Raw genomic sequence first — 12,783 nt, forward strand, 5'->3', positions numbered from 1 at the left:
ATCCGCGCTGTTCATTGGCGAGGTGATGGGCCAGGCACCCTGTGTTTTGTGCTGGTTCCAGCGCGCCTTTATGTTTCCGCTGGCGGTGATCCTGGCCATCGCCTGCTACCGCTCGGATTTCACAGTCTGGCGTTACGCCCTACCGCTGACCGCTATCGGTGCGGCGCTGGCATTTGTTCACACGCTGCTCTATGCAGGGCTGATTCCACAGCCGATCCAGCCCTGCACGGCCACCGGTCCATCCTGCTCGGGCGCCGGAATGACACTCTTCGGCGTGGTGCCCCTGCCGGCACTCGCCTTGTTCGCCTTTATCCTGATCGCCATCCTGCTCATTCTCATCCGTCGGAGAACAACTTCATGAATCGCCGTTCCGTGGTCCTGATCACCAGTGCCGTGATCCTGGCCGTTTTTGCCGCCGCCGCATTCTTCTATTCCCCCTCGCAGTCACCTCAACAGGCCCAAGCTCCCGGTTCGACAGCCCAAGAGACCGCGACACAACCCAAACAGAACGGTGGCCAACTGGTTCGCTTCCACTCGCCGGTGTTCGGCCCAACGCAAGCGCCAGTAACCATTGTCGAGTTCTTCGATCCTTCATGCGAGGCATGCCGCGCCTTCCATCCCTATGTGAAGCAGATCCTCGCCGAGAACCCGGAAGATGTACGTCTGGTGCTGCGCTATGTACTGTTTCATCAAGGTTCGGAAGAAGTGGCGCGGATGCTTGAGGCGGCGCGCAAGCAAAATCTCCATGAACAAGTGCTGGAGGCTGTGCTGGAGACCCAGCCCGGTTGGCACGACGACCCCAAGGTAACGCAGGCATGGGCTGCTGCCGAGCGCGTCGGTTTGAACTTGGAGCAGGCCCGCCAGGACATGCATACGCCTAGCGTCAACGCCGTGCTTGAAACGGACATGCAGGACGTCAAGGCCGTTGGGATTCGTGGCACCCCGACCTTTTTTGTAAATGGTCGTGCGCTCAGCGAGTTCGGCCCGGAGCCGCTGCGCCGATTAGTGAGCAGCGAAGTGGCCAAGGCACGGGAATGACACTATGAGCGCGCTGGAGAACCGCGTGCCACCGCTGCTCGTAGCGGGCCTGATCGCTCTGCTGATGGGGTTGTCGGGACCCAGATTGCCGAGCATCGAACTGACATGGACCGCGCGTCTGACCGTCGCTTTGCCGGTACTGTTCCTGGGGCTCGGCGTGTGTTTCGCCGGCGTACTGTCGTTTCGCCGCGCACGTACTACTGTCAATCCATTGCAGCCGCAGCAGGCTTCGGCATTGGTGGAGGCTGGCATCTACCATTACAGCCGCAACCCCATGTACTTAGGCTTCGCCATTACTCTGGCGGCTTGGGCGCTGGCCTTGGCCTCGCCTCTAACCCTGCTGGGCGTGGTTGCTTTCGTGCTGTACATGAACCGTTTCCAGATCGCAGCTGAAGAGTGGGCGCTGGAAGCTGCGCCTGGCGCCCGCAACGCGCGAATCGATTAGCCAGTCGCTCGAAGCGACAGGCGGTTGATGTTTGACGAGCGAGACGTGGCGGTTGTCCGCTGTCTTGCTGGCTGAATACGGAGCAGCTCCCAGCTTACGGCGCACCTTGTCGAGTTCAGAAAGTTCACTTTGCTACTCTGGTCAGCCCGTCGAATGGGTTGATGGGTGTGAGTTGAGCGGAGCAAGAAAGCATGAGCTACAGGGTTGATCTTGGCTTAGGAGGCGAGAGCATTGGGTGATAAGTGCGCTCTACCGTCCGACTTAACCTCGGGAATGCGCTACAAGACGTTTCTGACAAGGGTGATGGCTTTACTAGCCGGAGGCGCCATGCCGCTTGCCTTTGCCCCTGTGGGCTGGGCATGGATTGCGGTGATGGCTCTTGCCGCATTGTTTGTCCTGGTCGCGCAATCTTCAAGGCGTCAGGCGCTATGGTCGGCCTACATATTTGGCCTTGGTTACTTCGGCGTAGGTGTCTCCTGGGTCTACATCAGCATCAGCCAGTACGGCAATGGCCCCGTGGTGGCAGTGTTAGCCACAACGGCCTTTGTCTCGCTGCTAGCTCTCTTCCCATGGGGCGTCGCGTATCTCGTACGCCGCCTGCACCCTGAGATCGATGCGACGGCGCTCTGGCTAGGGCTACCAGCGGCATGGGTGTTGAGTGAATGGATGCGCACCTGGTTCTTAACCGGCTTTCCTTGGCTTTTTATCGGCTACAGCCAGACCGACACCACACTTGCCACTATCGCTCCTGTCTTTGGTGTGCTTGGCGTGAGTTTTCTGGTGGCCTTGCTCGCTGGCGGGCTTGCGTGGGTTATCTTGGGCTTAAGCCTGCACCGTGCGACGGTAGCCGGTGCCGTGTTAATCGCTACTCTCGCCAGCTTGCAGATTCTGGATCGTGAGTGGACGCAGCCAGCCGCTGGCCCTATCAATATTGCCCTCTTGCAGGGAAACATCACGCAAGACAAAAAATGGGACCCGGATTCCCGGGAAATCACGCTTGACCGCTATCAGACGCTTACGAAGCAGCATCTCGGGGCCGACATCGTGATTTGGCCAGAAGCGGCAATCCCGATGTGGCATGACCAGGCTAGAGAATATCTTGCTGAGCTCGAGGTGTTAGCCGATCAGGCCGGCACCTCGTTAATGATTGGCGTCCCTATACGCGAGACGGACGGTCGCACCTACAACGCGGTGATAAGCCTCTCAGATCCCGCAGGGTACTACTACAAACGCCACCTGGTGCCATTCGGTGAATATGTTCCGCTCCGGAACTTCTTGGGTTCGGCCCTCGACGTGCTCGGGGCGCCTATGTCCGATTTCACACCAGGACGGGAAGCGCACGTCCTTAACGCAGCGGGTGTGCCCGTCGGAGCACTCATCTGCTACGAGGCGGTCTTTGGTGCTGAAGTCACGGAACTTCTGCCCGAAGCGCAGTTACTGGTGAATGTCAGCAACGATGCTTGGTTCGGCAGCTCAATCGGCCCTCTCCAGCACTTCCAGATGGTCCGCATGCGTGCCATCGAAACCGGACGTGACCTACTGCGAGCCACGAACACGGGCATCACAGCAACTGTCAGCTATGAGGGAAAGGTCCTTACACGCGCTCCTCAATTCCGCGTAGCCACCCTCAGCGCCGAAGTGACCCCCCGAACTGGCGCGACCCCTTATGTGCGCTGGCGGGATTGGCCTATCCTTGGCGTGATCGCACTCGGACTCGGTTTGCTCCTGCTTCGTCGAATTCGGCAGTATCATCGGTTGGATACATAACGCTTGCCATTCTCACAGCGAGCAGACTCTGTATCGGGTGAGAAGGAAGGGATTTGTCTACATATGGCATTGGCTCGCAGGAAAAAGCTCCAAAGCCGGGCTGGAGAAACATGAGCTGGCTGCCGGCATCCTGGCTGTGATCAACGGCCACCTGGGTGACCACGGCCTGTCGCTGCGCCAAGGCACTATCGTCGATGCCACACTGATCAACGCGCCGAGTTCAACCAAGAACAAGGACGGCAAGCGCGACCCGGAGATGCACCAGACCAAGAAAGGCCAGCAATACTACTTCGGCATGAAGGCGCACATCGGCGTGGATGACGAATCGGGCTTGGTGCACAGCGTGGTGGGCACGGCGGCCAACGTGGCGGATGTCACCCAGGTCGATAAGCTGCTGCACGGCGACGAGAATGTGGTTTGCGCCGACGCTGGTTACACCGGCGTTGAGAAGCGTCCCGAGCATGAGGGGCGTCAGGTGATCTGGCAGGTTGCGGCACGCCGCATCACCTACAAGAAGCTCGATAAGCGCAGCGCGCTATACAAAGCCAAGCGCAAGATCGAGAAGGCCAAAGCCCCAAGTACGCGCCAAGGTCGAGCACCCGTTCCGCGTGATCAAGCGGCAGTTTGGCTATACCAAGGTGCGCTTCCGCGGGCTGGTGAAGAACACCGCTCAGTTGGTCACGCTGTTCGCGCTGTCGAATCTGTGGAAGGCGCGCCGACGGTTACTGACCAACGCGGGAGAGGTGCGCCTGTAATGCGGGGAATGGCCGCCGCGAGGTGCTCGCGGCGGCTAAAAACACAGAAATGAGCGGTGATCTGATCATTTTTGGTCGATTTTCCGCTTTCAAAATCGGCGGAAGCTGAAGTCAGCCAGAAATACATGGCTACTTCAGACCATCCCTAGGGGATTGTTTATAGGCCATTACTTATTCTTGAGAGGACCAGTAGGCTCGGTGCGTGCAGCTGCTCATTGAGCGATTGTGGGCCTCAGCGTGAACAGACTTATATTTAGTTGTTGGCTAGTCGTATGAAAATGGTAAGCCGCTAGGTTTTTAGCATACCCAGAGTGGCACTAACCAAGCATCTGCCTCGCCTGTGTAAAATTCTTTAATGTCATCTCAGCTCTTCGCGATGCCTGAAGCCGATGCGATAATCGTTACCGATAGCTGACGTTTGCCAATAACTCAAAGGACGGGGTCTATATGGAGAAGAGATATGAGCACTCAAAAAATCTGCTATTTAAGTATGCAAGCAGCCAATGGCGGGGTCAGACCGGACGTTCCGGCCAGGAAGGGTGGGAAGGGGCTGGGAATAGCTGAGTGATGGATCAAATTCCCTCTTTACTCATCGCCGGCCAGCTCTTAATGGCGATAGTGGCAGGTTTGCTGCTCAACCTGACGCCCTGCGTTTTGCCTGCAATTCCCATTAAGGTCCGGACCATCTTACGAGAGGCGGGCAGCCAACGATCGCACCGCGTGCTGGCGGCATTGGCGTTCACCGCAGGAACGCTCGCGTTTTTCCTGACGTTGGGCGGACTGACCGCACTTCTGCAGTGGAGCTGGGGCACTTTGTTTCAGTCTGCGGTGTTCGTTGGTGTCCTTGTTGCCTTGATGGTCGGGTTTGCGGTGGTCACCTGGCTGGATTTGCCCATCCCGATCCCGGCGTTCGCCGCCTCGGTCCATGGCCGGCGCTACTTTGAAGCATTCGTATCTGGGTTATTGAGTGCGGTTTTGGCCGCACCCTGCGCCGGTCCTTTCCTTGGTGGAGTCCTAGCCTTTGCCGTTACCCAGCCGACGCCGGTAAGTATGGGGATATTCGGCAGTATCGGGCTGGGGTTGTCGCTGCCCTACGCAGCATTGATGCTCAAACCCGATTGGCTGAGCCGGTTGCCCAAGGCGGGGCCCTGGACCCTGGTCATTAGAGAAGTGCTCGCGTTGGTCTTGCTGGCCGCAGCCGTCTTTTTCAGCGCGAGCCTGGTGCCCAAAGCGGTTTATACCTGGCTATGGTGGTCTTGGCTGGCCCTGGTGCTGGCCTGGGGTGCCCGCCGTTTCGTCCAGGGTAATGGTACCGTGCGTGTGATCACCACAACGGCGGCAGGCCTTGCCCTTGCGATGACTGTGGAATTCGCATCCCCGCTGGGCAACAGCGAAGACGAACTCGTCTGGCAACCCTACTCCGCAAAACTACTGACGGAGACAAAAGCCCAGGGCACACCCTATTTGCTGGAGTTCACCGCCGACTGGTGCATCAACTGCAAGATACTTGAGCGCACGGTCTACCAGGAGGCCGCTGTGGCCGAAGCCGTGCGGCGCACCAAGATGGTGCCCATACAAGTTGACGTGACAGCGAGCAACCCAGAAAAAGATGCGCTATTAACTGCGACCGGCGGGCAGGCCTTACCCTTCGCAGTGGTTGTTGACCGTGACGACACCGTTATCGCCCGTTTCACGGGGCTTTTTGACACCGACAGCTTGGTCGAAGCTATCAATCGCACCGGAAACCCACAACCTTAGATACTGGAGACCCAATCATGGTGATTCGACAAAAAGGATTGCTAGCTGGAGTAGTGGTTTTTGCGATCGCGATCGCTGCGTTCATGTTGATCGACACCAACGGAAACAACCTCGACGCTGCCCAGACTGAACGTGCCGGTCTTGAAGTCCCGGTGCCGACCCGAGCAGGGTTGGCAAATTCCGCTGATAAGGTCCGCCTCACTGTTGCGGGAGGCGCCGCAGCAATGGCGGGAAAGACGGGTGATTTCGTTTTAACACTGAACATTCAACCGGGCTGGCATGTGAATGCAAATCCGGCCTCCATGGAATTCCTGATTCCCACCGTCGTCAGCTCTTCAGTCAACGGCCAGGCGCTTATAATCCCGACGCAGTACCCGCGCGGCCGGGTCAGTGACATTGTGCTGAGTGACACCGCCCTAGAGGTGTATGACGACGGTGCAAGTATTCGGCTGCGGCCCGACGAAAAACAGACCGCCGTGCTGGAAAAGGCAGGCAGGCTCGAAATGATTGTACGGGTGCAGGCCTGCAGTGACGAGGGCATTTGTCTGGCACCGACTGACCTGCCCGTTGCGCTGAATCTGGACGATACCAAGCGACAATAAGTCAGAACGGCCCTCGGAAATGACTCAATTGGGGAATGACTGTGAACAGCTTATTCTGAGTATTCCCCGATTGCCGTGGTTGCGCTGGGCAGCTCAACGCCATGCCCCACCGTTCATATCTTGAGATGGGCGAGACTCGCTTCGTTAAACACCAAACTTACATTGTGATTCGCGCATTCCGCATGACGAAGTGGCTTCGGGGCAGTGCCGGCAATCGGTCCCAGGTGATTGATAGATCCTGTTCGGGAACCTCATATTGGAGCGAGCGAGCCAGGAAGCGAACAGCAACGCTCATCAATGCGACGGCGACGCCTTCACCTGGACAGCGATGGTTAACATGCGGGTCGCCTGGTCCTTGTGGGATGAAGCAGTATGGCGACGGAGAGTTGGATCGAAAGCGCTCAGGCTTGAAACGATCTGCCTCCTCCCAGAGCTGGGAATCGTGATTGGTTCCGTATAAGTCCAGCAGGACTAAGGTGCCCCTGCCAAAGGCAAATCCTTCCCATAGAAAATCTTCTTTCACGCGAGCGCTGATCGCTGGGAAGAAGGGGTAGAAACGCCGCACTTCCTGCACAAAGCAACCTATATCTCTTTCATCTCCCGACTGCAGGTTTCTCAGACAGAACGGGTGCTTGTGCAGCGCTAGCGCTGCAAAGGTTATGAATACAGAGACGGCTACCGTCGGCCGCAGCAGATTTAGTAGTTCCACTGATGCGGTATGTAGATCCAACGGCTGTCCGTGCTGGTCCTTGTAATGGGCGATGCGTTCGAGAGGCGATTGCTCGGGTGTAGGGGGAGCGGCGCGAGTGGACTCGACAAGTTCTGCCGCCCATTGCTCCAATCGGCGACGTGCCTTCCGTGCCTGCCAGTGCTGCAGACCGATCGCGCCGGCGTGCTCATAGAGAGCTGCAAGATCTTGAGTCCATTGTTGAACATCTCTTTCAGCGATTGGAGCACCGGCCCAGTCGCATACGGTGCGGCATAGAATTTCGCGAGCAATCTCGTAGAGGACGATTGACTCACCGGGACGCCAAGTTCGCGCATACTCCCTCCAACGAACCTCGCTCAACTCTGCTAGTTCCTGCACGTTCGCGGGTGTGAGCACTCCCATGAAGAGGGCCTTTCGGTGACGATGCGCATCACCGTCCAAACCTTGGACACCGTCTTGTCCGAATAAGGTTTTTTGCAGTCGCTTGGGCGCAGCGTTCTGGCGAACGAATCGGTCAGGGTCGCAAATCAAGCGAGCAGCTTCGGCACCTGTTAGGCACAGAGTTTTCTGTAACATCAAGCGAGTTTGAAACACCGGCGATTGATGAAACTGACTGCGCGCAAAGATAAATCGGTAGGGATCTCGCAAGAAGGCCCAAGTACTGTCCAATCCGGTGTCACGCGGTATGTTTGGCATCGCTTGTACTCCCGTTGAGACTCCACCCGTTCTAGCTACGTATTGCGGCTTTCATCCTGTTCTAAAGAATTGTGACCGGCCGGGTAAGCAGATGTTGGACGAAGAGGATCAATAAATTGCCCGAAATAATTTCTGGGGTAGTCCTTTTCATGCAGCCCAACCTCAGCTTTGCCCAGCTTCCCGGCACTGTCATAGAAGGTTCCGAATAGCCGATCCCACACGGTTGAAAACTCACCGAATTTGACCTGGGCGTCTTCGAAGTCGCGCTTATGGTGCCAACGATGGACCTCAGCAACCCCTAGCACATGCCGCAGCCAACCCACGCTGTAGTCCAGGTTCGAATGCTGAAAGGCCAGATGGACGGTTAGGATCCCAAACCACGTTGCGACTACGGCAGACGGAGCTCCAGATATGAGCAAAACCACCAGCCCCGGCCCGGCCATCAACGCCGCATGCAGAGGATGTCGACGTTCTCCGTTCATCCAGTAGAGCCGCTCAGCGCTGTGATGGATCATGTGAAAGCGCCACAGCCAATGCACCCGGTGGCTGATGCGGTGCATCACATACAGGCTCAAGTCGAGCACGGCGGCGACTAGTAGCAATTGCAGCCACAATGGGCTCTCGATCGGAAAGAGCCGAACCGAAGCCGGTACCGCATCGCCTAACTTAGCCAGAAATTCTGCAGTAAATTGAATGACAGACAGGTTCACCAGCATGTGCAGCAGATCCGTCAGGGTGTCCTGATGATCTTCCAGCCAGGCTCGCCGAAAAGGCTGGATGCGCTCCAAGCCAGCAATGAGTAGCAGCCCCGCCGCGGCGACTATGGGTGTGGTGGGCCAATACGGTATACCTGCATACAGCGCCCAAATCATGAAGGAGGCACAGCCGCCAAACACAAGTGGATAGCTCAGCCACCGTATGGCGAATCGCAAGGGAATAGACATCGCTCAGCTCCTGAGTAGGGAGCCATGACTGTATGTGGGAAGGTCCGCTTTCGGCTTGAACGAAAGAGCTACGACCCCTGAAGATCGACTTCAGCCAGGGCGGAGGAAGGATCGATGCCCAGCAGTGCCCGGAATGTCCGGGAGAAATGTGCCGAGTCAGAAAAGCCCGCCTCATGGGCCGCTTCAGTGAGTAGACCCCCTTTGGCTAGGTGCTGTAGGGCTTGTGTGAGACGTAACCATTTCGCATAGCTGCGCAGCGGCAAGCCTGTCTGTTCCACGAACCAATGGGAAAACCGTGTAAGGGATAAATGCACCAACGCGGCCATTTCTTCGCGCCTCATTTGGCCTCTATGCAGCGCTTCAATCACCTTTGTCAAGCGAGGATCTGGAATCGGTGGATCGGGTAGCCGCAGTGCCTGGCGCACCCCCGTCCTAACCTGGAGAGCGGTATGTCCTGTCTCGCGCAGCATATCGATAATCGCTACTACGTCCGCCGGGGCGATCACGACTACCCTTGCTTCTTCGGTACCCCGCATAGTTGGGGCTTCATCGGATAGTGCATCCAGATAGATCGACAGCACTCGACCAGCACTGATCCGGTGTTTCAGGCCCGCGGCGATGAAGATGGCAGCCCCTGTTTGAATGCCCAACGGGGTTTCAACCGATACAGGTGAATCGAGGCCCACTGAAATCTGATGCGCCTGATGGTGGTGCCACTCCTGGTGGCCGGCACGGCCATGAAAGATGCCGATGCCGGGCCCTATCCAGGCCTGGCCTGCCCAGCGTACGGTATCCGTTGAGAGCGAGCCTTTCATTCGTTGACTCGGCCGGCTTCCGCATTTGGGCTTAGCAAACTGCTCAGGATCAACATGGCGGCGCCACCGACGATAGCAATATCCGCCAGGTTAAACGCAGGCCAATGCCAGGACAGCCAGTAAAAATCCAGGTAGTCGATTACATGGCCTCGAAATGCGCGATCAATCAGATTCCCAACTGCCCCGCCCAAGATAAGGCTATAGCCTAGGGCTTCGCTTTTGGCTCTGCGTTTACGCAATATCAGAGCCAGCACGATCGAAACGACCAAAGCTATGACAATGAAGAAGTAACGCTGCCAACCACCCGCGTCAGCCAGGAAGCTGAACGCTGCACCGGTATTCCAGAAGTGAACCAGGTTGAAGAACGGGGTGAGAGGAATCACGGTGCCGACCGGGAGCGAACCCGTAATTGCGCTTTTCAACGCTAGGTCGGCCGAGGCAATGGCTAGCGATAGCATCCACCAGAACCCAGGAGCAACAAGAGGTGATCTAGGAGACGACCTCATTGCATTTCTCCTTGGAGAAGTCGCTGCAGCTCCGGTGAAATAGGCATCGGCGCAAAAGCACTGACCCTGGCGCGCCCGCTGTTTCCGAGCGGCACCCAGATCTTCGAGAACAGCAGGGCCGCCATGATTCGCGGTACTTGGCTGAGCACCTTTCGTAAGTCGCGCAACTGCCAGCCGGCCCTCAGCATCAGCCAATGGCTCTGAGCATGAAGAATAGGCATTCGCTGGCTCAATATGTGGGCTCGCTCCAGCCAGGAGAAAGCCTCGGTTGGCGCCTCTTCATTAAGTGCTTTCCTAGCCTGGAAGAAGGCCTCATCAATGGCAATGCTGAGAGCGGTATTCATCTGGATCTCACTTACGCAGTAGATGCTCGAGTGAACACCCTATAGCTGCTATAGGGTCAAGCGCTATGGGCGATTCAAGACGACGCAAAAATGACTTTATGCCGGATTACGAAAGAGGTTTGTCGCCCCCCAGCAGGCCCGAAAGTATCCCGCAGTCCAGACTTTGTCGTTCGTTATCGCAGCAACCTCGCAACGTCACCAGCTGGTTTTCGAGAGCATGTAAGGATGCGATCTGAGCCCTTACCTGTGCGATATGTCTATCAAGGAGCTCATTGACCGCAACGCAGGGTTGCTGCGGCTGTTCCTGATAGCTCTGCAAAACACCAATTTCTTCCAGTGACATGCCAAAAGAGCGGCATCGGCGAATGAACAGCAGTTTGTCCGCATGGCCTGCTTTATAGGTTCGATAGCCATTGTCCTCGCGTTCGGGCGGTGGAAGCAGTCCCTGACGTTCATAAAAACGAATCGTCTGAGTGTCCACTCCTGTCTGCTGTGCAAGTTGACCGATGCGCATGGTCTGTCCCTTGGTAAAAAAGCCAGTATATCCAGGCTTGACCCTATAGCCACTACATGGTTTTTAATCGGTAGAATCAAGTCCTATAGGAGAGGCGAGTCATGACTTCTTGTGATAAATCCTGTGGCTGTGGCCCTGAGCCGGTAAGCACTGAAGCGGCAGCCGCGCCTTCGAATGAAGGGACTTGGGTCAGCAGTTTTTCTGTGCCCAAAATGGATTGCCCGTCAGAAGAGCGAATGATTCGGCTCGCGCTCAATGGCTTTTCTGAACTCAATTCGCTGTCCTTTGATCTGAGCAGCAGACAGGTACGCGCTTTCCATGACGGTCCGGTTGACCAGATCGCGACCAAGCTGGAATCACTTGGTTTGGGGGCAACATTGCTCGGCACTCAACCGGCCAGCCAGGAAGCAGCTTCGGCCAATAGCGCCAGTGAAGAGCTGACTGCTTCCAAGGAGGCTGGCACGCTCAAAATCCTGCTCGGTATCAATGCCACGATGTTTGTCATCGAGTTGGGCGTAGGCTTGATTGCTCAGTCGACGGGTCTGATCGCCGACTCGCTGGACATGTTTGCTGATGCTGCCGTCTATGGTCTGGCTCTCTTTGCGGTCGGTCGGGCTGCGCAGCTGCAGGTTCGCGCTGCGCACCTGGCGGGTTTTTTCCAGATCGTGTTGGCCCTTGGGGTACTTGTAGAGGTGGCTAGACGGTTCATCTATGGCAGCGAACCTGCGTCGATGCTGATGATGGGAATTGGCTTAGTTGCCCTCGTCGCAAACGTCAGCTGTCTCTTGATGATATATGGCCATCGCGAAGGCGGTGCACACATGAAAGCGAGTTGGATTTTTTCGGCCAACGATGTGCTCGCGAATATTGGCGTTATCGCCGCAGGAGCTCTGGTTGCGTGGACAGGCTCTTCCTATCCAGATTTGGTGATTGGTACGGTAGTTGGCCTCATCGTACTCAACGGTGCGCGCCGAATCCTGGCATTGAAAGCCTGACCAACCGGATCGACAGCACCCCCATTTTCCAAACAGAGACGCGTAGCTTGTGAGTGACGTTGAGACGGCTGAGATAGAACAGCTGATGGCTGGATTGGACGGCAAAATCTCCTCGCCTATGCTGCTGCGAAAACTCGGCTCCTATAGTCGGCGCAACAAGCTCTACCATGCGGCCCAGGCACTGGGCAGCGTGATCCGCACGATCTTCCTGCTCAACTGGATCGGCAGCCGCGAGTTGCGCCAGGAAGTCACCGCGAACACCAACAAGATCGAGTCCTACAACGGATTCTCCAAGTGGTTGTCCTTCGGCGGTGATGTGATTGCCGAAAACGATCCGGATGAGCAGCAGAAGCGGCTGCGCTACAACGACATGGTGGCCTCGTCCGTGATCCTGCAGAACACTGTGGACATGATGCGCATCCTGCAGAAGCTGGCCCGCGAGGGCTGGCAGTTCACCGATGAGGACGTGTCGTTCCTCAGTCCCTATCTAACCAGCAACGTCAAGCGCTTCGGCGAGTTCAGCCTCAAGCTCAACCGGCCACCGGAGCCCTGGATCAAGGACTCGGTGTTCCAACAAGCTGCCGGCTCGCTGCGGGTGATCACACCTCGCCAGCTAGATACCGAGAAAACTACATGATCAATGTTCCTCCCGCATCCTTTCGCGTTACACCGTACGGCGAAGTCGATGCGGTGGCGTTGGAAAACCTGCGCGACGGCTTCGACACCTCTCAACTGCTCCGGCTGGTTGATCGATTGGACGCCTGCTTGTTGGAACTGGGTGGAACCACCGCCATTCGCGACGAGCTGCTGAGATTGCATGCGATGGCTCTGACGATGGTTGAGAGCATCGCTCTTACGGTGCCTGCCGAGAGTGCTTGTATCTGGGCAGAAGCCG

At 56.9% G+C, this 12,783-nt stretch carries 14 protein-coding genes and 2 pseudogenes; 10 read left to right on the forward strand and 6 right to left on the reverse strand.

Features of this window, described 5'->3' with window-relative positions:
• The 7 genes and pseudogenes from NA619_RS24535 to NA619_RS24565 form a co-directional block, all read left to right on the forward strand.
• On the forward strand, positions 1-361 hold a 361-nt coding region (locus NA619_RS24535; RefSeq protein WP_255964391.1), incomplete at its 5' end, for a disulfide bond formation protein B.
• On the forward strand, positions 358-1,038 hold the full coding sequence (locus NA619_RS24540; protein WP_127839258.1) for a DsbA family protein: 681 nt from the start codon (positions 358-360) through the stop codon (positions 1,036-1,038). The genes NA619_RS24535 and NA619_RS24540, both read left to right, overlap by 4 nt.
• A 4-nt stretch (positions 1,039-1,042) precedes the next feature.
• Positions 1,043-1,483, forward strand: coding sequence for a methyltransferase family protein (locus NA619_RS24545; protein WP_069900666.1), 441 nt, complete (start codon positions 1,043-1,045; stop codon positions 1,481-1,483).
• 327 nt (positions 1,484-1,810) lie between these two features.
• Entirely contained in the window at positions 1,811-3,250 is a 1,440-nt protein-coding gene (lnt, locus tag NA619_RS24550; RefSeq protein ID WP_164863211.1) for an apolipoprotein N-acyltransferase, read from the forward strand.
• 100 nt (positions 3,251-3,350) lie between these two features.
• A pseudogene (locus NA619_RS24555) lies at positions 3,351-4,005 on the forward strand (IS5 family transposase); the annotation flags it as partial.
• Between the two features lie 567 nt (positions 4,006-4,572).
• Positions 4,573-5,763: a protein-disulfide reductase DsbD family protein gene (locus NA619_RS24560; RefSeq protein WP_017246246.1), complete on the forward strand. Its 1,191-nt coding sequence runs from the start codon at positions 4,573-4,575 to the stop codon at positions 5,761-5,763.
• Positions 5,764-5,780: 17 nt separating this feature from the next.
• Positions 5,781-6,365: a protein-disulfide reductase DsbD domain-containing protein gene (locus tag NA619_RS24565; protein WP_041013396.1), complete on the forward strand. Its 585-nt coding sequence runs from the start codon at positions 5,781-5,783 to the stop codon at positions 6,363-6,365.
• A gap of 157 nt (positions 6,366-6,522) precedes the next feature.
• Here the strand turns inward: NA619_RS24565 and NA619_RS24570 are convergent, their stop codons facing one another.
• The 6 genes from NA619_RS24570 to cadR form a co-directional block, all read right to left on the reverse strand.
• The gene (locus NA619_RS24570; RefSeq protein ID WP_127839257.1) at positions 6,523-7,770 is read right to left on the reverse strand and encodes a cytochrome P450; all 1,248 of its coding nucleotides are present in this window, start codon (positions 7,768-7,770) and stop codon (positions 6,523-6,525) included.
• A 35-nt stretch (positions 7,771-7,805) separates the two neighbouring features.
• A complete protein-coding gene (locus NA619_RS24575) occupies positions 7,806-8,714 on the reverse strand; it encodes a sterol desaturase family protein (protein ID WP_255964392.1) in 909 nt (302 codons plus the stop codon).
• Between the two features lie 68 nt (positions 8,715-8,782).
• Complete coding sequence (locus tag NA619_RS24580; protein ID WP_164863210.1) at positions 8,783-9,529, reverse strand: helix-turn-helix transcriptional regulator; 747 nt, start codon at positions 9,527-9,529, stop codon at positions 8,783-8,785.
• Positions 9,526-10,035: a signal peptidase II gene (lspA, locus tag NA619_RS24585; protein ID WP_023083083.1), complete on the reverse strand. Its 510-nt coding sequence runs from the start codon at positions 10,033-10,035 to the stop codon at positions 9,526-9,528. Before lspA ends, NA619_RS24580 begins: the two co-directional genes overlap by 4 nt.
• Entirely contained in the window at positions 10,032-10,379 is a 348-nt protein-coding gene (locus tag NA619_RS24590) for a DUF3703 domain-containing protein (protein WP_044727165.1), read from the reverse strand. The genes lspA and NA619_RS24590 overlap by 4 nt, the downstream gene beginning before the upstream one ends.
• A gap of 106 nt (positions 10,380-10,485) precedes the next feature.
• Positions 10,486-10,893 (reverse strand): Cd(II)/Pb(II)-responsive transcriptional regulator, encoded by a 408-nt coding sequence (cadR, locus tag NA619_RS24595; RefSeq protein ID WP_044727166.1) that lies wholly within the window; start codon positions 10,891-10,893, stop codon positions 10,486-10,488.
• Positions 10,894-10,994: 101 nt separating this feature from the next.
• Between cadR and NA619_RS24600 the strand changes: the two genes are divergently transcribed.
• The 3 genes and pseudogenes from NA619_RS24600 to tnpC all read left to right on the forward strand — a co-directional run.
• Positions 10,995-11,888 carry a cation transporter gene (locus tag NA619_RS24600; protein ID WP_200637305.1) on the forward strand — a complete coding sequence of 298 codons (894 nt, stop codon included), beginning with the start codon at positions 10,995-10,997 and terminating at the stop codon, positions 11,886-11,888.
• Between the two features lie 100 nt (positions 11,889-11,988).
• A pseudogene (locus tag NA619_RS24605) lies at positions 11,989-12,525 on the forward strand (Tn3 family transposase); the annotation flags it as partial.
• Positions 12,522-12,783 (forward strand): Tn3 family transposase post-transcriptional regulator TnpC (gene tnpC, locus NA619_RS24610; RefSeq protein ID WP_255964393.1); only part of this gene is annotated, 262 nt, incomplete at its 3' end. The pseudogene NA619_RS24605 and the gene tnpC, both read left to right, overlap by 4 nt.

It is taken from the genome of Stutzerimonas stutzeri (assembly GCF_024448895.1).
Lineage (GTDB): Bacteria > Pseudomonadota > Gammaproteobacteria > Pseudomonadales > Pseudomonadaceae > Stutzerimonas > Stutzerimonas stutzeri_Q.

Bases quoted from the DNA above. Each gene is read 5' to 3' on its own strand.
- NA619_RS24540 (WP_127839258.1), top strand. From the start codon at position 358: ATGAATCGCCGTTCCGTGGTCCTGATCACCAGTGCCGTGATCCTGGCC.
- NA619_RS24545 (WP_069900666.1), top strand. From the start codon at position 1,043: ATGAGCGCGCTGGAGAACCGCGTGCCACCGCTGCTCGTAGCGGGCCTG.
- lnt (WP_164863211.1), top strand. From the start codon at position 1,811: ATGCCGCTTGCCTTTGCCCCTGTGGGCTGGGCATGGATTGCGGTGATG.
- NA619_RS24560 (WP_017246246.1), top strand. From the start codon at position 4,573: ATGGATCAAATTCCCTCTTTACTCATCGCCGGCCAGCTCTTAATGGCG.
- NA619_RS24565 (WP_041013396.1), top strand. From the start codon at position 5,781: ATGGTGATTCGACAAAAAGGATTGCTAGCTGGAGTAGTGGTTTTTGCG.
- NA619_RS24570 (WP_127839257.1), bottom strand. From the start codon at position 7,770: ATGCCAAACATACCGCGTGACACCGGATTGGACAGTACTTGGGCCTTC.
- NA619_RS24575 (WP_255964392.1), bottom strand. From the start codon at position 8,714: ATGTCTATTCCCTTGCGATTCGCCATACGGTGGCTGAGCTATCCACTT.
- NA619_RS24580 (WP_164863210.1), bottom strand. From the start codon at position 9,529: ATGAAAGGCTCGCTCTCAACGGATACCGTACGCTGGGCAGGCCAGGCC.
- lspA (WP_023083083.1), bottom strand. From the start codon at position 10,035: ATGAGGTCGTCTCCTAGATCACCTCTTGTTGCTCCTGGGTTCTGGTGG.
- NA619_RS24590 (WP_044727165.1), bottom strand. From the start codon at position 10,379: ATGAATACCGCTCTCAGCATTGCCATTGATGAGGCCTTCTTCCAGGCT.
- cadR (WP_044727166.1), bottom strand. From the start codon at position 10,893: ATGCGCATCGGTCAACTTGCACAGCAGACAGGAGTGGACACTCAGACG.
- NA619_RS24600 (WP_200637305.1), top strand. From the start codon at position 10,995: ATGACTTCTTGTGATAAATCCTGTGGCTGTGGCCCTGAGCCGGTAAGC.